We start from the raw sequence: 17,202 nt of genomic DNA, 5'->3' as shown, positions 1-17,202 counted from the left end.
ACCTCCGGGTACGGGTCAGGTCAGGCGATAGGCGAAGTCGCCATCGCTGCCCAGTTCGATCGTCAAACGCTGGATCGGCGCGTCTTGAGCCATGCGCTCGAGCACATGCTGGGCAAGCTCGGGCATCAGGGTTTGGGACAGGATGTTGTCGATGTTGCGCGCACCGCTGTCGACTTCGGTGCAACGTGTGGCAATGGCCTTGATCAGCGCCGGGTCGTAACTGAGCTCCGCTTGGTGGTTGTGCGCGAAACGCTTGGCAATGCGCTCGAGCTTGAGGGCGACGATGCGTTCGAGCACCTGGTCTTGTACCGGGTAGAACGGCACGATGTTCAGGCGCCCGAGGAAGGCTGGCTTGAACACTCGGTTCAGCTCATCGCGCAGGTCTTCGACGATGGCCTCGGGGCTGGGCAGTGTCCCGGCGTTCAGGCAGCGTTGCATGATCCGCTCGGTGCCGGTGTTGGAGGTGAGGATGATCACCGTGTTGCGGAAATTGATCTCGCGGCCTTCGCCGTCGTCCAGTACACCCTTGTCGAACACCTGGAAGAACAGTTCGAGCACATCGGGGTGGGCTTTTTCCACTTCGTCGAGCAATACCACGCTGTACGGCTTGCGACGCACCGCTTCGGTCAGCACGCCGCCTTCACCATAGCCGACGTAACCGGGTGGTGAGCCCTTGAGGCTCGACACGGTGTGGGCCTCCTGGTACTCGGACATGTTGATGGTGATCAGGTTGCGCTCGCCGCCATATAAAGTGTCGGCCAGGGCCAGGGCGGTTTCGGTCTTGCCGACGCCGCTGGGGCCGAGCAGCAGGAACACGCCGATTGGTTTGTTTGGGTCTTCCATGCGCGCACGGGAAATCTTGATGCGCTTGCCAATCTCGTGCAGGGCGTGGTCCTGGCCCAGCACGCGCTCACCGAGCAGGGTCGGCAGACGCTGCACGGTGTCGATTTCGTCACGCAGCATCTTGCCTAGTGGGATGCCTGTCCAGCCGCTGATCACCTGGGCGATGGCACCGGCATCGACCAGCGCGTGGACCAATGGCTGGTCGCCTTGTACGCGGCCCAGCTCGGCACGCAGCGCGTTGAGTTGTGCGGCATCAGCGTCACTGGCGGCATCCAGGGCTTTGAGCTGCTCGACCAACGCCAGCTCTTGTTGCCATTGCTCGTTCAGGTGTTGTTCCTGCTGCTGCGCGGCTCGCAGGGCTGACTGCAGTTCAGCGAGGCGGCGGGTATGATCGTGGCCTTTGCCGGCTTCGTGGCCAAGTACGGCGACTTCTGCTTGCAGGTTGTCGATTTGCCGACGGCAGTCTTCCAACGCCCCAGGTTGCGACGACTGCGCCAGAGCAATGCGCGCGCAAGCGGTGTCGAGCACGCTGACGGCTTTATCGGGCAACTGGCGGCCGGTGATGTAGCGGTTGGACAGGCGCACGGCTTGCACCAGGGCTTCGTCCATCACTGCGACTTTATGGTGTTCGCGCATCTTGCCGAGCAAGCCACGCAGCATGTAGATGGCCTTGTCTTCGTCGGGTTCTTCGACCTTGACCACTTGGAAGCGGCGGGCGAGGGCCGCGTCTTTCTCGAAATACTTCTTGTATTCAGCCCAGGTGGTGGCGGCAATGGTGCGCAGCTCGCCGCGGGCCAAGGCTGGCTTGAGCAGGTTGGCGGCATCGTTTTGCCCGGCCTGGCCACCGGAGCCGATCAAGGTATGAGCTTCGTCGATGAACAGGATGATCGGGTGCAGGCTGCGTTTGACCTCTTCAATCACGGCCTTGAGGCGGTTTTCGAACTCGCCCTTGACCCCGGCTCCGGCCTGCAGCAGGCCCAGGTCGAGGGTGTGCAGCGCCACGTCCTTGAGCACCGCCGGCACGTCGCCTTGGGCAATGCGCAAGGCCAGGCCTTCGACCACGGCCGTTTTGCCGACGCCGGCCTCACCGGTGAGGATTGGATTGTTCTGGCGGCGGCGGGTGAGGATGTCGACCATCTGCCGCACTTCGAATTCGCGCCCAAGCACCGGGTCAATGCGGCCTTCGCGGGCGCTCTGGGTCAGGTTGACGGTGTACTGATCCAGCGCCGGGGTCTTGCCGCCGGCCTTGCCCGCGCTGACGATGGGTGCCGCAGGGCTGGCCAGGGGGCTGGCGAGCTTCGACTCGGCGCTGCCTTCGACCAGGGCGGCGAGGTTCAGGCGCAGGTCGTCGGCGTTGATCTTCTCCAGTTCCGCAGCTGAAGCGATTACCACGCGGCGCAGCTCGGCGTCGTCGAGCAGGGCCTGTAGCAGATGGCCGCTGCGCACCTGGCCGACACCGTACTCGATCGAGGCGAGTAACCAGGCCTGCTCGATCATGCGGGTGATGTGCGGCGACAGCGCCGGGGTGCGGGTGTTGCCTTTCTTGAAGCTTCCCAGGGCGGTGAGCAATTGTGCCTGCAGGCGTTCGGCGAGCACGTCGTAGTGGCGCAGGATCGGCGTCAGGTCGCTATCGCTGTTGTCGAGCAGTTGCAGCAGCAGGTGCTCCACCTCAACGTCGTAGTGCTGCTCCGACAGGCACAGGGCCGCCGCGCTTTCAGTGGCCGTGCGGCTGGTTTCGTTGAGCTTGGCGAACAGAGACTTCAGGTTCACAAGGCGACCCCATCGTAAGGAATGTGGAAGACGGCGCAACGCGAAGGTTCTGCGTCACGCTCAGGGCGTTTGAGCCAGCCCAGCCAGCCCAGGGCGACGTTGCCACTGCGGCCCAGTTGGGCGCGAGGCACCGCTTCGCGCTTGAGGCGCGGAGCGATTTCGAAGTCCAGCTCGGCGCCTATATAGAAGCGCACCAGCTCAACCAGCTTGCGGTAGTCTTCGGTGCCCGGCTGGAAGCGCTGGTAATCGGCCAGCGTCAGCGGGCCCAGCTCGATGCGAATGCACGACTGGTAGTCCCACACTCGGTTGCCGGCCACGGCGCTGTGGCCAAGCTGGGCGTTTCTGCGCCCCAGCTGGGTGCATTGCTCAGCTTGCAGCTTGAGCCAGCGCCCAGCGAACTGCTTGACCTTGATTGGCAACGAGAAGTAGAAGCCAAGCATGCGTTCGAGGTTGAGCGCGTTGCGCGGTTTCTGGCTGAGCAGCCCGGCAAAGTAGCTGAACAACTCGCGGCGCAGCACCGGCGGTTGCTGTTCGAACTTGAGCCTTTGCGCACGCGGGCCCAGGCCCACCAGGTTGAGCAGGTAGGCATCGAACGCCGAGGTACCGTTACGCTCGTGTTCGATATGGAATTTGTACTTCTGCCAGGCCTCGTAGAACAGCGTGGTCATGCGGTGCGAAAAGATGTCGAGGAATGCATGGGCGGCATCATCGCGGTACTGCACGTGGCGTTCGAGCAACAGCTCGGTGTATGGCCGTGGCAGCACGCCCGAGGGGCCGACCAGGCCCATGAAGGTGACCTGCACTTGCGACAAGGGCAGCCCGGCTGGTGATACTTTGCCTTCACGCTCGAAATGCAGGTCGCTGACCTCGCTGGCCGGGAACGCCAACGATAGCTGGGTACGAAAGCGCAGTGGGTCTTCGTGCGGCCGGGTCGCCAGATCCATGCGCCCGGTGCGGCTGTAGTGCAGGCGGAGCAGGCGCACCAATTGAAAGAATTCGAATCGGTGCGGCTCGGCTCGGGCCTGATCGATCAGACCAGGGGCTGATCGCCAGTACGTGCTGGCCATTGGACGACTCTCTTTTCTCGTTGTTGGGTGCGCAAGGTCAGTTGGGTGAAGCTGTTCATCGAGCAGTAGTGGCCAAAGAAGTGATCCAGCACCATGCCGAACAGGAACACACCGCTGCCGGTGAACTGGTTTTCGTCGACAGTCAGGGTGATGCCCACTCCACGCACGAAGCTCGGTCGTGGATGGCCGATACGGGCGACCACCGGTTCACTGCTGATGGCCGTAATGCCGTTGATTTGTTTGCGCGTGGCGGAGGCATTGCGGTAGTTGTACAGCGACAACAGTTCGAGCAGCACTTCTCGGCCCTGGCTCACCAACGACAGGTGGTTGAGCGACAGGTGGGCGATCAGCCGCCAGATCAAGCCCTTGCCCAGTGGCACACGCACTGTAGCGGTGGGCTTGCGCAGGCAGCGGATATCCTTGATCACCGAATTGGCCGGGATGTTGAAGTCGCCGCGCTCGCCACCGAATGGCAGCATCAGAGGCACATCGCGGTTACTGCAGGTGAGGTTGATGCTCAGGGTGTCGCTGTTGCCGTCGATCAGTTCCAGGTCGCGGTCGACCACGCGGATACTCATGGCGGTGGCATCGCCCTGGTTGCGTCGGCGGGCGATCCAGAAGCTGCTGTGCGGGTCGTGCTCGCCGCGCGGCTCGAAGAACGGTTGGCAGGTGCCGACCTGGTCGATGCCGCCGAGCTTGCGTACGCGCCGCACGCGGTCAATCGATACCACTTCGGCAGCGTTGTGCAGGCGGATATCCGGGGTCACCGGGTATTCGTGCTGGGTGTGAGTGAGCTTGATCGGCTCGGCCTGCTGGCGGAACAGGTTGATGATCGGTGTGCAGTTGAGCTTGAAATTGTTGCGCCCGATATTTTGGGTCAACCGCGCCAGGCGCTCGCTGAGGTCGTAGTCGTTGAAGTAGAAGTTGACCTCGACCTGCTCAACGGCCTTGCCTTGCAGGATGCGGGCAAAACCTGTGAGGTCGAAGAACATGAATTTGTCGGGGAAGATGAAGTACTCGTGCAGCAGGCGATAGCCCAGGAACGAGCGCTCGGAATAGTCAACCAGGCCTTCGTCGCGGGCATAACCGACGGTCTTCAAGGCATCGCGCGGCAGCGCAACTTCACGCTGGCGGCCTTGGTCCTGGAAGCTCAGGGTGGCCTTGGCCAGGTTGTTGAACAGGAGCTCGTACAGTTGCAGCATCAGGGTCGCTTCGCCGTCGAGGAAGAAGCGCAGTTGATCGATTTGCATCTGGCCGAACAGGGCGTCACCGGTGGCTTCCAGGCGAATCCGCAGGCGTGCTACCAGGTCGGCGCTATGGCCGTTGAAAGCCGAGCGCTCCATTTCGGTGAACGATGCCTGTTGCACGGCAATCGGCCACAACTGTACCGGGTAGCAGGTGCGGAATTTACACACGACGCCTTCGACCGCGTTGGCGTGCATTTCGGTATGACGGGCCACGTGGTAGGCCTCGGTGACCTTCTCGTGCTTACCTAGGCTCAGCTCAGCGATCGACATTGACGGGGTAGGGCGTAGGTAGTGCGGGTACAGCACCTCAAGGAACGCTTCGACGATTTCCGGGAACTCGTCATCGAGTTTTTTGTGCACCCGCGCCGACAGGAACGAGAACGCCTCGATCAGACGCTCGGTGTGTGGGTCTTCGCAGTTGTCGCCCTCGATCAGCAGCCGCGAAGCGATCTTCGGGTACTGCGCGGCAAACTCCTGGCCGAGGAAGCGCAGGTGCGACAGTTCCTTTTCGTAGTAGGGCAGCAGTTCGTCGAGCATCAGTTGAGGTTCTGCACTTTGTATTGCTGGGTGTTGACCTGCAGCACGGCGTCGAATGACACCTGGCGGCTGATGTCTTGCAGACGCAGCACCGCGTCCACACGGAAGGTCAACATGCGGTGGCCGTTTTGCTGGGCCAACAGCTGTACGCGAACCCGGCGAAATCGCCGGTCGCCAGTGCTGATCGCCCGCTCCAGCTGTTGCTGGATGAGCCGGCGATCTTGCGGGTCGAGTACGCTGCGGCTGATGAAGTCAGGCATGCCGTATTCAAGGATGGAACCGCCCAGCTGGCTGAACCCTTCAAGTTCCTCGGCGATCAGCGACTGGCGGGTGTTCACCAGCACTTCCAGGTCGCGGACGATGCTCGCCTTGTAGTCGGCCAGCGAACAGGTGCGCTGTATGGCCGGCTCTGCCAACTGGTACGGACGGTCGTCCAGCAGTCGGTCGAGCAGCGAGGGCAGCAGGCGGGCCTGGTTAGTCATGTGTCATCCCTGTACACAGCGTCTGATCAGCCGCGAGCGCCTTGCGGCAACTCGGCAACCAGGCGCAGCGACGCAGTCAGCTCGTCGAGCTGGTAGTGCGGGCGCAGGTAGGTCACGGCTTTGTACACGCCGGGCTTGCCTGGTACCTCGAACACCTCGGCGCGCGCTTCACGCAGCGGGAACTTGGCTTTGGCCTCCTGGCTGGCGGTGTCGTCGAGCAGCACGTAGCTGGCCAGCCATTGGTTGAGGAAGCGCTCGACATCCATGCGCGAGGCAAAGCTGCCGATCTTGTCGCGCATGATCGCCTTCATGTAGTGAGCGATGCGCGAGGTGGCAAAGATGTACTGCAGCTGCGCCGACAGGCGTGCGTTGGCGTTAGCGATGTCGGTGTTGTACTGCTTCTGTTTCTGCGCCGACTGGGTGCCGAAGAACGCCGCGTAGTCGGTGCCCTTGCAATGCACCAGTGGGATAAAGCCCAGGTCTGACAGTTCTTTTTCACGGCGGTCGGTGATGGCGATTTCGGTCGGGCACTTGAGCGCGATTTCGCCGTCGTCGGTCTTGAAGGTGTGGGTCGGCAGGCCTTCGACCAGGCCACCGCCTTCCACGCCACGGATCGCCACGCACCAGCCGTAACGCGAGAAGGCGTCGGTGACGCGGGTGCCCAGGGCGTAGGCGGCGTTCATCCACAGGTACTTGTTGTGGTCGCGGCCGTCGACGCTTTCGACGAAGTTGAATTCTTCCACCGGCGTGGTATCTGGCCCATAGGGCAGGCGGCCGAGCACGTGCGGCAGGGTCAGGCCGACATAGCGCGAGTCTTCCGAGGCGCGGAACGACTTCCACTTTGCGTACTCGACGGTGTCGAAGATTTTCGCCAGGTCGCGTGGGCCGGACATATCGGTAAACGAATCCCAGCCGAACAGCTCGGGCGAGGCGGCCGAAATGAACGGTGCATGGGCCGCAGCGGCCACGTGCGAGATCTCTTCGAGCAGGTACATGTCTTCGGGATTGCGGTTGAACTCGTAGTCACCGATCAGCATGCCGAACGGCGCGCCACCGAAGGTGCCGTATTCTTCTTCGTAGACTTTCTTGAACAGCGCACTCTGGTCGAATTCGCTGGCGGCCTTGAGGTCGCGCACCAGGTCTTTCTTCGACGCGTTGAGTAGGTGGATCTTCAGCGTAGTGCTGGTCTCAGTCTGGTCGACCTGGTACTTCAGGCCGCGCCAGGACGCTTCCAGTTGCTGGAATTCACGGGCGTGCATGATCTCGTTCATCTGCTCGGAGAGCATCGAATCGATCTCAGCGATGCGTGCGTCGAGCACGGCGATCAGGTCTTTGCTCGGGGTCATTTCGCCTTCGAGCACCTGGTTGACCAGCTCGCCGATCAGGTCACGGGTGCGGCTGCGCTCGGTGTCGGAGCGGGCCACCCGGCTTTGCGAGATGATGCTGTCGAGCAGCGAGGACTGCGGCGCGAAGTTTTCCACTTCGACCAGCTCGGCGGCCTGTTGAGGCAGTGTTTGTTTGTCGGTCATCGTCTGGCTCCTGCTTACTCGTTGCCGCCGGTGGCGGGGACGGCGGCCTCGCGACCGAATTCCTTGCCCAGGGTTTTCAACTTCTCGGTGTTCTGCAGCACGTCCATCAGCAGCTCTTCGAGTTTGTCGTTGCCGCCCATCTTGTTGCGTAGGTCGGCCAGCTTGTTGCGCACCTCCAGCAGCTTGCGCAGCGGCTCGACCTGCTTGACCACGTTCTGCGGCTCGAAGTCTTCCATGCTGTTGAAGTTCAGCTCGACGCCCAACTGTGTGCCGTTCTTGGCCAGGGTGTTGTCGACGCGGTAGGTCAGGCGCGGCTTGATGCCCTTGAGTACGCCGTTGAAATTGTCGCGGTCGATGAACACGAACTTGCGGTCTTTGAGCTTGGGCAGCGGCTCCAGCGGGTTGCCGGAGAAGTCGCCCAGCACGCCAACAACGAAGGGCAGCTCTTTTTTCTCGATGGCATCGCCGATGTCCACGTCGTAAGTGATATGGACCCGCGGCGCGCGAACGCGGTCGAGTTTGTGCTGGGTGCTTTCCTTCTTCGCCATCGTGTTCTCCAGTGCGAGCGATTCGCTACGAAATCATTGCGCGGCCCAGTGAAGGGCCCTGCGCGTTACAGTCCTTCGATCGTCAGCAGCAGGCGCTGACGGATGTCGTCGTTCATTTCCAGAATGTTGTCGCGGCCTACCAGCTCTTCGAAGCTGGTGTTGCCGGCAATTTGCGTGCTGCTGCGGATGACCGAGTCGTCGGGCAGGTCCGAACGCACCGGTGCGCTGATGATGCAGAAAGGCAAGTCGCCCAGGCCCTTGAGGCGCTCGAAGCTCAGGCCGTAGCGCAGGCCTTCGAACAGACGGCCAAGACCAGGCGACTTGCTCAGGCAGTAGAACAGCACCAGGTAGTGCACCACGAAGCGATACAGCTCGGCGCTGCTGCGATTGGGGTCGTTGATGACGGCGCGAAAGCGCGCCAGCTCGAAGCCCTGGAAGCCGACCACCCAACGCACCGGGCTGGTGATGCGGATGACCTGAGCGCTCTGGGCCAACACTTTGTCGTATTCCAGCGGGAACAGTTCGGGGGTGGTGTTGATCAGGTTGAGCGGCACGTCCAACTCGTTCACCAGTTGGAACGGTGCGGCTGAGCCGATGCGTTCGTAGAGTTCGATGAGCGACTGAAAATGGCCTTGGGTTTCGCGCCCGCTGCTGCGTTGCGCGCCCTGCAGGTATTCGCCGAACAGCGTTTGCGGACGGATCAGTGGGGCCACGGTGGCGAGGTAATCCGACGCCTGCGCCTTGAGCGCATCGGAAATAGCTCGCGTCTGGCCGCGCAGCCTGATCAGTGCTTCGACATCAAACGTCTGTGTCATCGGTACATCATCCATGAAGCGTGGTGTTCGTCCTGAAACGCCGCCAGCGTTAGCCTTAGGCACGGTACTGGCACATAAGTATCGTGTTGCCAGCAATGCCGAGTAGGGCAGCTCGCCCTGGAATTAGTTCCGGCGAGGGCGGCGATTTTTTCCCTGTTTTGTGAAGCGACGCAATGGTGTCGCATTGATATCGCATGGTCGCTGAGGGCGCGAAAAATCAGAGGAAGGCCCCGTAAGGCAGGGGGCTTGGGCGGGAAAATTGACCGATAGAAACGCTGTGAAATTATTTTTCAAAAGGTGACGCGGGTCTCATTTTTAGTCCTGTGGCAGGCTAGGAATGGGGATTGACAAATGGCAAATCAGTGATGGCAATGCGACGAAATACGTCGCGCTGTAGGGGCGGGCTTGCCCCGCGATTGCGCTGCATCAGACAAACCGCTATCGCGGGGCAAGCCCGCTCCTACAGCGGCTTGAGCCCCACTCATGCAGCCAGCCCAGCAGCTCGTGAAGCTCATCGGTGGCTTGTCGCAACAGCACGCCGTCGCTGTACAGAACCAGGTCGCAGATCGAACCCATGCCGCCATACATCCCCAAGATATTCCGGCGTACCTCATCACTGCTGTGCGACAACCGTGCGCGTTGCGCCTCGATGCCATCGGCCCAACTGGGGCAATGTCCATCACGCAGCAATGCGGCAATTCGCTCCATGATCGTCGCGATTTCCGCCACGCTGAAACCGCGCTCACCCGAAGCCCCTCGGTTGGCACCCGGCGCAATCATCAACGCATGATCCATCTGCCGGCGGCGGCAGCGGATGACCATTGGCAGCGCCGCTGAAGGCTCAAGCATCCAGGCATCGAAATGTGCATCCTCGATGGCATAGTGCTCCTCGTAATCGACCAGGCCGTTGCTGACGGGGATGGAAAGATAACGGCGGTTGGTGCTTGTCTCGTTGCCCAGGGAGAAGCGGAATTCGAGGCTGGTAAAGGTGTCGCTGAAGGTCATGCTATTTATCAAAATTCGGGGTTTCGCATTTTTTGTATTTGGCTTGGAATTTTTTAAAAAAACTCCACTCCTGCCCGTCAATCAGTGCCATGTAAAAACTGGCAAATAGTTCACTCAACTCACGATCATCCTGTAAGTTGGTTTCCGGTAGGTAACGATAACCAGGTATGCCTTTTGGCTCCATAGGTGTTTGAATTTCATCTCCTTCAGCTTTCAATAGGAGATCGCGAAGGATATTGAGCATGGCCTTGGCATCGGGGTTTTTATCTTCAAGAGCCTCAAGGTATTCTCTAAGCGCTTTAGCTGTGGCTTTCAGTGTCTGCATATTTATTAAGCACTTTGGTTGAAGCCTTGTTAACTAGCGGGTAGTCGAATTTTCAGCTCCCGCCAAAAGTACTATCAATCAAACCCTCTTGAAAGCATCCCAGAGGTATTGCCGAATACTGTCCAGCTTGATGTTGGTTGAACCCGTTCCTGCGAAGTGCCAGCGTCAACGTAAACATCTGAAAAGCCCGACTTAGATCCGGCCATGGTTCTGTATAGGGAGGCTGCACGCTGCCAAGGAGCATCGTTTTGAATGATGCTATCTGAAAGCTCTTTGATAGTGGAATCGATACCTTTATCGAAACTGTAGCAGCCTTCTCGGTTATATATTTCTTTTAGTTCTTTCAGGAATTCTGCGGCTTTAACTTTGTTCATTTTGAAATTACTTTTTGGCTCACGGATTACCAGCAAACGCTGGTGCGGGTGGCGCTTTAGCAGGTTGCGCCGCTGAGTCGCAGCAAGTTCATCCAGGCCCGTGGCATTAGCCCAGGCTTCAACACAAGGTTCTCACCTGTAGCCCGTTACCCCTCCGTTGGCTTTTCACCCATGCTCGCCTTTAGCCGGCGCAGGGTAGGAGACTCGCCGCCCGTCAACTCGATACGAAACTCCGCAAAAGCGTGTTCAAGCTCGGCGTACTGCTGCAGCCCTTCTTCGGTGAATAGGTAGGGGCCCGGTATGTCATGCCATTCCATGGGAGCCAGGATCATCTGCTGTTCTGCCAGGTCCAGAAGTTGTTCCAATTCGACATCCAACCGCCTGACAGCTGGGATGTGCAGCTTGAGGTTATCGAGGATGGCCCGCAGTGCCAGCGATTTGAGTTTCAAGCGTTCAGTGTTCATAGGGCGGCCGGATCTGTGCGTTGGCAATCAATCGGGGAGCTGGATCTTGAGGCCACGAGCAGACTGAACGGCCACGTAGTAGGCGTCCTTCAAGGCTCGGGCAAGTTCGGGATCACTTTCCTCGAACTCCTTCGATGCGATGGCGCCTATGCTGAGTTGGTGGAGATTGGATTTATCTGACTCGCGCCCTTCGAATACGGCTTTTACATAGTTGAGTTGATTGAGCAGCATTCCGTAGAGTGGATTGCGAGGGCAAGCCCTGTTCCGATCTGCGCTGAGATCGATAGCTTTCTGCACATAGGCGAGGGGCGTTGTGGGTTTCATGGCTTACCTGGCATTTGTCGAACAGGCGCGACTATTTGTTTTTCAACCACCGACGTTGTCAACGGCCATCGACCTGAACGCAGACGTCCTTGCCATCGATCACCTTGCATGGCCAGTTGTCGTTGATGTAATGGTCTGGCTTGAAGCATACCCGCTCATCGTTGACCCAATACACTTTCCAGGCTGAACCGGAAATTAGTAACTTTTGACAGGGTGTGTATCCCTTGGCCCATAAGGCTAGTGTCACTAGTATCGCCAGTACCGGCGCTATGCAGATCATTGACCATAGTGTCAATTTATACGAGTTGTACTGAAATCGATATAATCGGGTGTTGGAAGGTGGATCAAATTTTTTGGCGTGCCAGCATGCGTATGCCGAGGTAATGACAAGTATTGGGCTAACTGTGCACATAGCGATAAGCATGAAACCCAAATAGGGCGTAATCACGATGGGCACATTTCTAAAAAGACTGCTAAATAATGGCAGTACGTCGTTCTTGAGCCAGTAGGCTGAAAGTAAGCCTAGGGTAGCGGTGAACAGGCAGGTAAAGAGAGCCGCGAGGCGAAATAGAAGTGGAGATCGCTCGTGAAATTCATAGGGTTGCTGTGTGGTCATTGTTAGACCCTTGGCAAATTGAAATCTGCGGTGAGATCGATAGCCTTCTGCACATAGCCGAGGGGCGTTGTGGGTTTCATGGCATACCTGGCATTGGTCTAACAGGCACGTCCATTAGCTTTTCAACCACGGATGCTGTCAACGACCGTCGACCTGAATGCAGACGTCCTTGCCATCGATTACCTTGCATGGCCAGTTGTCGTTGATGTAATGGTCCGGCTTGAAACATACCCGCTCATCGTTGACCCAGAACAGCTGCCAGGCTGAACCTGATATTAACAGTTTCGAGCAGGGCGAATATCCCCTGGCCAGCAATGCCACAGTAGTTAAAACCATCACCGCAGGGACTACATAGAGCAGCATCTTCAACGAAACCCCAAACATCAGTGTCTGGAAACGGTGCAGCCGTGAGCCAGAGGGCGGGTCGAATTTTTCTCCGGTCCAGGCGCAAATCGTACTGCCAACGAGCAGGATGGCCAGTGCCGGCGGTGCCATGAGCAGGCCGAACGCGAGATACGGGGTTTCCACGACGGGGGCGCCGCGCAGCAACCTGCCGTACAGCGGGAACAGGTAGTGGATGTACGCGTAAACCGAGATAGCGCCTACCAGCAGGAATGTGACGATCATGCTGACAGCTAACAGCCTGATCTTCAGTGGCGAAAGCGCGGGTGAACGCTGTGAAGTGCGTGTATTCATGGTCAGAACTTAGGCAGGTTGAACGAGGGGAGCGAAGGCAATGAAGGCATCGATGGCAGCCGCGGTGCGCTCGGCCAGTTTGGCAAGTCGATGCCGTCAGGGCGCAGTTTGCGAATGATCCAGGACTTGGTTTCATCGTAAAGCTCGTCGGCAATTCTGCCAGCGATGTTGGCAGCGGTTTCTTCCGCGTAGCGGCGCAGGTCGCCGGGCTTGATTTCGGTGATCGTTTTGTGGATCGCTTCGATATGGTCCACGGCATAGCGCAGGCCGGCCTTCACCGCGTTCTTGATGCCGAAGTGATTGTCCAGTGCATTGAGCCCCAGCCCTACGGCAAATACCACCAGTGCCCCGGCAATGACCGGCGCGGCCGCTGCCGTGAACAGTGAGCCGACCGCCAGCGCCGCAGCGTAGCCAAGCGCCGAAGCGATACCGGCCTTGATCAATTCCACGCCAACACCACCAAACAGGTCGCTCATGATGTGCTCGTCGCCAAACACCCATTCTGCGACTTCGATGGCGACCGCCACATAGCAGGAAAGCTTGAAACCCTTGATTGACGAGCCGCGCACACCGTATTTGCCGATGCCCATGCTGACTAGCTTGGCGTTCTGAATGCCATAGCGCGGCGCATTGAGTGTTTTACGCAGGCCGGGATAGCCAGTCAGGATCACGTACTGCTTACCGTTGCGCACCATGTGGCGCACTTTCGTACCCAATCCGTTCATGTCGCGAATGAATCTGACGGTGTTTCTCGTATCCCAGGCAGCCATAGCCGTGGGTACGCCCCACGTCGTGTTGACGAAAGTATGGGGTAAACCGTTGTAAGTGGACTTCACGTTCTGCCAGGTGCCGGTGAGCATGTCGGCCTGAGTGCGTGCACACACCTGGGGGGACTGGGTGGCGCCCTGTGTTTGCTGGCCGTATTGGGCCTGGGCGTGGAAATCCTCTAGCGACATGATCACCATTTCCCGGTGATTCTGGTCCATTTCTCGATCCAGTTGGCTGAGTTGGCTTTCACTCACGCTCATGGCGATTCTCCCTGAAATTCGCTGTGCACTGCCTCATGGCTTGGCGCAGGGAGCCTACACCTCAGACCTTGAGCAGATCAAACCGATGGACATATTCCGACGTGATTAATTGAAAAAAATTCATACTGCTTCACAACCCTATAGGTGCAGGTTGCAGTGGCATCTTGGTCTTGTGGTGATGGAATCTGGCTTATCGCCATCATTTGACAGCCTCAGCCAAGCACGTTTTCATTGGAAAAATTTCAGCTTGATGCAGGATGCATTGACATGTTTATGGACGCTCTCGGCTCGATGTTGGCCCAGAACCAACGCCTGATCACCTTCGACTCCCCACTACCTCCCGAACAAGAGTTGCAGTTGCTCAGTTTCACTGGCCGCGAGGCTCTGTCGGAGCTGTTCAGTTTCCAGGTAGAACTCATCTCCCAGGATGCACGCATCGAGCTCAAAAAGCTCATCGGCAAGAAGGTCACGATGGGAATCGCGCTGGCCGATGGCAGCACCAAATACATCAGCGCGCATGTCTCGGATTTCGTCCACACCGGAGCTGATGGCGGTATTGCCAACTACAGCGCCGAGCTTGTGCCGTGGATCTGGATCCTCAGCCGCCGCAACGATTCGCGTGTCTTCCAGGACAAAACCACCGAGCAGATCGTCAAGGAGGTTTTCGCCTACTACCTGACGTTGGCCGACCATGAGTTCCGGCTGAGCAAGCCACTCAAGCCGATCAGCTATTGCACGCAGTACCAGGAGTCGGACTTGAACTTCGTGTTGCGCCTGCTCGAGCAGGAAGGGCTGTTTTTTACGTTCCAGCACAGCCAGGAAGGCCATTGCATGATCATCAGTGATGACAGCAGCGTGCTTCCCCAGCTAGAGCGTCAGCCGTTGATCCGTTACCACAGCGCCTCAGTCACCGAAACGGCTGACTCGATTACTGCCTGGTCGTCGGTACGTCGTTTTCAGCCAACCCGCCTGACGCTCAAATCGTTCGACTACAAGCAGCCAAGCAACCCGCACCTGGTGCAACTTAATTCGGTCAACCAGCAGGGCGAGGTCGGCCAGTACGAAGTGTTCGAGTACGAAGGTTTGTACGGTTATGCCGACGCCGATGAAGGCATGCGTAAAGCACGCCATCGCCTAGAGGCAATGGAAGTGAACGGCAAGACGTTCAACGGCGAGAGTAACTGCCGGGCCATGGAGCCGGGGCATTACTTCGAACTGAGCCAGCACTACGATCACGACAATGACGCTGCGGATGATCGCCAGTTTTTGTTGCTCTCCGTCACCCACTGGGGCCGGAACAATTACAGCAACGAAGGTGAAGCAGGTTACCGCAACGGCTTTACCTGCATTCGCCGAAAAATCCCGTTCAGGCCTTCGCTACGAACGCCACGCTCGGGCATCACAGGCCCGCAAACAGCCATCATCGTCGGCCCACCTGGCGAAGAGATCTACACCGACGAACTCGGTCGAGTGAAGATCCAGTTCCACTGGGACCGCAACGGCGAGTTCAACGACCACAGCTCATGCTGGGTGCGCGTGGCCCAGTCCGGCGCCAGCGGTGGCTTCGGTAGCATCCAAATCCCGCGGGTTGGCGATGAAGTGGTGGTGGTGTTTCTCGACGGTAACCCGGACCGCCCTCTGATCATGGGCAGCCTGTACAACAGCAGCAACACCCCGCCGTGGTCACTGCCGGCGAACAAGACGCAGAGTGGGTTTTTGACGCGCTCGATGAAAGGCGACGGCGGTACCGCGAATTTTTTCCGCTTCGAAGACAAGTCCGGCGCCGAGCAGATCATCATGCACGCCGAGCGCAACATGGATACCGAGATCGAGCTGGATGAGACCCATGACGTGGGCAACAACCGGACGATTACGGTCGGTGGCGCACACCAGGAAATCATCAAGAAAGACACGCTGGTCAATGTGCAGGAAGGCTCGTACACCTTGCAGGTGGACAACCAGTTCATTCAGGTGAGCGCCAAGCAGCACATCATCCTTCAGGTGGGGGGGAGCAGTATCACACTGACCCCGGAAGGCATCGAGATCAAAAGCAAGGTCATAACCACCACCAGCACTGACACGACACAGATCACCGGCGCCGCCGTGCGGATCAACGACTGAGTCCGGTGACAATGAGCAGGCCCTCAATCTACGACCGCATCTCCGCCAAACGCGAAGCCCAGCAGCAAGCCGCTCGTTTGGCCACGCTGGAAGTAGCCGCTAGCGTCCCTGTCCCACTGCCCGAGCCGGAGCCGGAGCCTGCCGCCCTACAGGACGTTGCCAGTGGTTTTACCTTCGGCGGCTTCAATCTGCAGTTTCCGGTTGGCTTTCGGTTTCGCGATATCCAGACCACCCTCGAGCACGAAGGGGAGCCCGTTACGCTCACTGTCCGTCGGCGCGATGTGCGCTCCCGGCAGCCCTTGGAGCATTTGTTCGAAGCCGCGATTCAGGCGTTGCGCGAATTGAACCCTGAGCTGCGGCTGATTCGCCTGCGTGACTGCCACCTGGCAGGCAGCGCGGCCAAGGCGCTGGATTTTCACTTCAATGCCGGTCATGAGCCCCGACACGGACGCCTGGTCGGAGCGCTGGTGCCCGTCGAAGGCTGCGATGCACCGCAATGGCTGGACATTTCCTGCGTGATCGATCCGACCATTCCAGGCTTGAGCCTCTGGCTCGCCGAATTTGACCGCATGCTCGATGGCCTCGCGCTGCGCTGACACCTTACATTTTTACTATCAGGAATTTTCATCGTATGGACTACGAGTTGCAGGAAGGCGGAATTGCGCTGCCGCCAGGTTTCGAGGATCGCACGGTCAACATGTTCGTCTTGGGTGCCAGTGTTCCTGCGCCGTTGAGCATCACCATCTCACGTGATGTTTTGCTGCCTGACGAAGCATTGCCAGCCTATGTCGATCGCCAGGTCAAAATGCTCGCCTCCAAGTTGCGCGGCTATACCCGAATGGGCAACAAAGCGGTCTCGCTCTCGGCCAGCGCGCCCATCGCTGGCGTTCAGATCGACGCGTACTACATGAACCAGGGCCGCCCGCTGTACCAACGCCAGGCCGCTTTCATCATCAGCCCCGGACGAGCGCTGATCTTCTCTACCACCGCACAAGCCGACTTCAGCCCCCAGCAGAACCAGGACTGGGACAACCTGCTGGCCAGCTTCACCCCGCGCACCCCGGTCAACACCCACGCCGAGCCTGGCGAACAGGAGTAATCCCTCATGTTCGAAGCGGCCAGGTTTGGCGACGACATATCGCACACCAGCGCGCTGGGCGGCTTCCTGATCGGAGCCGCCTTGGGTATCGCGCTGGTGGCTACAGTGGCCATCGCCACGTTCACCTGCGGGTTCGGCGTGGCCTTGCTGGCCGGTCTCGCGGCCGGCATCGGAGGCAGCTTGCTGACCGCCGCAGGGGAGGCGCTAGGCAGTCTGTTCTCATCCCCCTCAGGGACGATTACCACTGCCTCTCCCAATGTGTTCATCAACAGCCGCAAAGCCGCGCGCGTCGAAAAAAGCATCGGCGCCTGC

The 17,202-nt window shown here is 59.1% G+C and carries 18 protein-coding genes; 4 read left to right on the top strand and 14 right to left on the bottom strand.

Features of this window, described 5'->3' with window-relative positions:
- Positions 1 to 15: 15 nt before the first annotated feature.
- From tssH to E1573_RS00840, 14 genes are all read right to left on the bottom strand, one after another.
- Positions 16 to 2,613: a type VI secretion system ATPase TssH gene (gene tssH, locus E1573_RS00910; RefSeq protein ID WP_133209688.1), complete on the bottom strand. Its 2,598-nt coding sequence runs from the start codon at positions 2,611 to 2,613 to the stop codon at positions 16 to 18.
- Entirely contained in the window at positions 2,610 to 3,680 is a 1,071-nt protein-coding gene (tssG, locus tag E1573_RS00905; RefSeq protein ID WP_133209686.1) for a type VI secretion system baseplate subunit TssG, read from the bottom strand. The genes tssH and tssG overlap by 4 nt, the downstream gene beginning before the upstream one ends.
- Positions 3,644 to 5,464: a type VI secretion system baseplate subunit TssF gene (gene tssF / locus E1573_RS00900; protein ID WP_133209684.1), complete on the bottom strand. Its 1,821-nt coding sequence runs from the start codon at positions 5,462 to 5,464 to the stop codon at positions 3,644 to 3,646. Before tssF ends, tssG begins: the two co-directional genes overlap by 37 nt.
- The gene (gene tssE / locus E1573_RS00895; protein WP_133209682.1) at positions 5,464 to 5,946 is read right to left on the bottom strand and encodes a type VI secretion system baseplate subunit TssE; all 483 of its coding nucleotides are present in this window, start codon (positions 5,944 to 5,946) and stop codon (positions 5,464 to 5,466) included. Before tssE ends, tssF begins: the two co-directional genes overlap by 1 nt.
- 26 nt (positions 5,947 to 5,972) lie before the next feature.
- Positions 5,973 to 7,475, bottom strand: coding sequence for a type VI secretion system contractile sheath large subunit (tssC, locus tag E1573_RS00890; protein WP_133209680.1), 1,503 nt, complete (start codon positions 7,473 to 7,475; stop codon positions 5,973 to 5,975).
- Positions 7,476 to 7,489: 14 nt separating this feature from the next.
- Positions 7,490 to 8,023 carry a type VI secretion system contractile sheath small subunit gene (gene tssB / locus E1573_RS00885; RefSeq protein ID WP_133209678.1) on the bottom strand — a complete coding sequence of 178 codons (534 nt, stop codon included), beginning with the start codon at positions 8,021 to 8,023 and terminating at the stop codon, positions 7,490 to 7,492.
- A 65-nt stretch (positions 8,024 to 8,088) separates the two neighbouring features.
- The gene (locus E1573_RS00880; protein ID WP_133209676.1) at positions 8,089 to 8,838 is read right to left on the bottom strand and encodes a hypothetical protein; all 750 of its coding nucleotides are present in this window, start codon (positions 8,836 to 8,838) and stop codon (positions 8,089 to 8,091) included.
- 438 nt (positions 8,839 to 9,276) lie between these two features.
- Entirely contained in the window at positions 9,277 to 9,843 is a 567-nt protein-coding gene (locus E1573_RS00875; protein WP_133209674.1) for a hypothetical protein, read from the bottom strand.
- Between the two features lies 1 nt (position 9,844).
- The gene (locus E1573_RS00870) at positions 9,845 to 10,168 is read right to left on the bottom strand and encodes a hypothetical protein (protein WP_256659446.1); all 324 of its coding nucleotides are present in this window, start codon (positions 10,166 to 10,168) and stop codon (positions 9,845 to 9,847) included.
- 74 nt (positions 10,169 to 10,242) lie between these two features.
- A complete protein-coding gene (locus tag E1573_RS00865; RefSeq protein ID WP_256659445.1) occupies positions 10,243 to 10,542 on the bottom strand; it encodes a hypothetical protein in 300 nt (99 codons plus the stop codon).
- 146 nt (positions 10,543 to 10,688) lie between these two features.
- Positions 10,689 to 11,006, bottom strand: coding sequence for a hypothetical protein (locus E1573_RS00860; RefSeq protein ID WP_133209670.1), 318 nt, complete (start codon positions 11,004 to 11,006; stop codon positions 10,689 to 10,691).
- 27 nt (positions 11,007 to 11,033) lie between these two features.
- Positions 11,034 to 11,330, bottom strand: coding sequence for an immunity protein Tsi6 family protein (locus E1573_RS00855; protein ID WP_133209668.1), 297 nt, complete (start codon positions 11,328 to 11,330; stop codon positions 11,034 to 11,036).
- 754 nt (positions 11,331 to 12,084) lie between these two features.
- Complete coding sequence (locus tag E1573_RS00845; protein ID WP_133210240.1) at positions 12,085 to 12,594, bottom strand: hypothetical protein; 510 nt, start codon at positions 12,592 to 12,594, stop codon at positions 12,085 to 12,087.
- Between the two features lie 50 nt (positions 12,595 to 12,644).
- Positions 12,645 to 13,670, bottom strand: a complete 1,026-nt coding sequence (locus E1573_RS00840; RefSeq protein ID WP_133209664.1) for a hypothetical protein — start codon at positions 13,668 to 13,670, stop codon at positions 12,645 to 12,647.
- Positions 13,671 to 13,937: 267 nt separating this feature from the next.
- Between E1573_RS00840 and tssI the strand changes: the two genes are divergently transcribed.
- The 4 genes from tssI to E1573_RS00820 all read left to right on the top strand — a co-directional run.
- Positions 13,938 to 15,791, top strand: coding sequence for a type VI secretion system tip protein TssI/VgrG (gene tssI / locus E1573_RS00835; protein ID WP_133209662.1), 1,854 nt, complete (start codon positions 13,938 to 13,940; stop codon positions 15,789 to 15,791).
- Positions 15,792 to 15,802: 11 nt separating this feature from the next.
- Positions 15,803 to 16,387, top strand: a complete 585-nt coding sequence (locus E1573_RS00830) for a hypothetical protein (RefSeq protein WP_133209660.1) — start codon at positions 15,803 to 15,805, stop codon at positions 16,385 to 16,387.
- Between the two features lie 35 nt (positions 16,388 to 16,422).
- Positions 16,423 to 16,890 carry a DcrB-related protein gene (locus E1573_RS00825; protein ID WP_133209658.1) on the top strand — a complete coding sequence of 156 codons (468 nt, stop codon included), beginning with the start codon at positions 16,423 to 16,425 and terminating at the stop codon, positions 16,888 to 16,890.
- Positions 16,891 to 16,896: 6 nt separating this feature from the next.
- Positions 16,897 to 17,202 (top strand): hypothetical protein (locus tag E1573_RS00820; RefSeq protein ID WP_133209656.1); only part of this gene is annotated, 306 nt, incomplete at its 3' end.

This window comes from Pseudomonas sp. H9 (assembly GCF_004353925.1).
GTDB lineage: Bacteria > Pseudomonadota > Gammaproteobacteria > Pseudomonadales > Pseudomonadaceae > Aquipseudomonas.
The sequence above is the reverse complement of the archived record's forward strand: the minus strand, read 5'-3'. Positions and strand labels throughout refer to the sequence as shown.

Excerpts from the sequence above, each read along its gene's own strand:
- tssG (WP_133209686.1), bottom strand. The coding sequence starts at position 3,680 with ATGGCCAGCACGTACTGGCGATCAGCCCCTGGTCTGATCGATCAGGCC.
- tssF (WP_133209684.1), bottom strand. The coding sequence starts at position 5,464 with ATGCTCGACGAACTGCTGCCCTACTACGAAAAGGAACTGTCGCACCTG.
- tssE (WP_133209682.1), bottom strand. The coding sequence starts at position 5,946 with ATGACTAACCAGGCCCGCCTGCTGCCCTCGCTGCTCGACCGACTGCTG.
- tssC (WP_133209680.1), bottom strand. The coding sequence starts at position 7,475 with ATGACCGACAAACAAACACTGCCTCAACAGGCCGCCGAGCTGGTCGAA.
- tssB (WP_133209678.1), bottom strand. The coding sequence starts at position 8,023 with ATGGCGAAGAAGGAAAGCACCCAGCACAAACTCGACCGCGTTCGCGCG.
- E1573_RS00880 (WP_133209676.1), bottom strand. The coding sequence starts at position 8,838 with ATGACACAGACGTTTGATGTCGAAGCACTGATCAGGCTGCGCGGCCAG.
- E1573_RS00875 (WP_133209674.1), bottom strand. The coding sequence starts at position 9,843 with ATGACCTTCAGCGACACCTTTACCAGCCTCGAATTCCGCTTCTCCCTG.
- E1573_RS00870 (WP_256659446.1), bottom strand. The coding sequence starts at position 10,168 with ATGCAGACACTGAAAGCCACAGCTAAAGCGCTTAGAGAATACCTTGAG.
- E1573_RS00865 (WP_256659445.1), bottom strand. The coding sequence starts at position 10,542 with ATGAACAAAGTTAAAGCCGCAGAATTCCTGAAAGAACTAAAAGAAATA.
- E1573_RS00860 (WP_133209670.1), bottom strand. The coding sequence starts at position 11,006 with ATGAACACTGAACGCTTGAAACTCAAATCGCTGGCACTGCGGGCCATC.
- E1573_RS00855 (WP_133209668.1), bottom strand. The coding sequence starts at position 11,330 with ATGAAACCCACAACGCCCCTCGCCTATGTGCAGAAAGCTATCGATCTC.
- E1573_RS00840 (WP_133209664.1), bottom strand. The coding sequence starts at position 13,670 with ATGAGCGTGAGTGAAAGCCAACTCAGCCAACTGGATCGAGAAATGGAC.
- tssI (WP_133209662.1), top strand. The coding sequence starts at position 13,938 with ATGTTTATGGACGCTCTCGGCTCGATGTTGGCCCAGAACCAACGCCTG.
- E1573_RS00830 (WP_133209660.1), top strand. The coding sequence starts at position 15,803 with ATGAGCAGGCCCTCAATCTACGACCGCATCTCCGCCAAACGCGAAGCC.
- E1573_RS00825 (WP_133209658.1), top strand. The coding sequence starts at position 16,423 with ATGGACTACGAGTTGCAGGAAGGCGGAATTGCGCTGCCGCCAGGTTTC.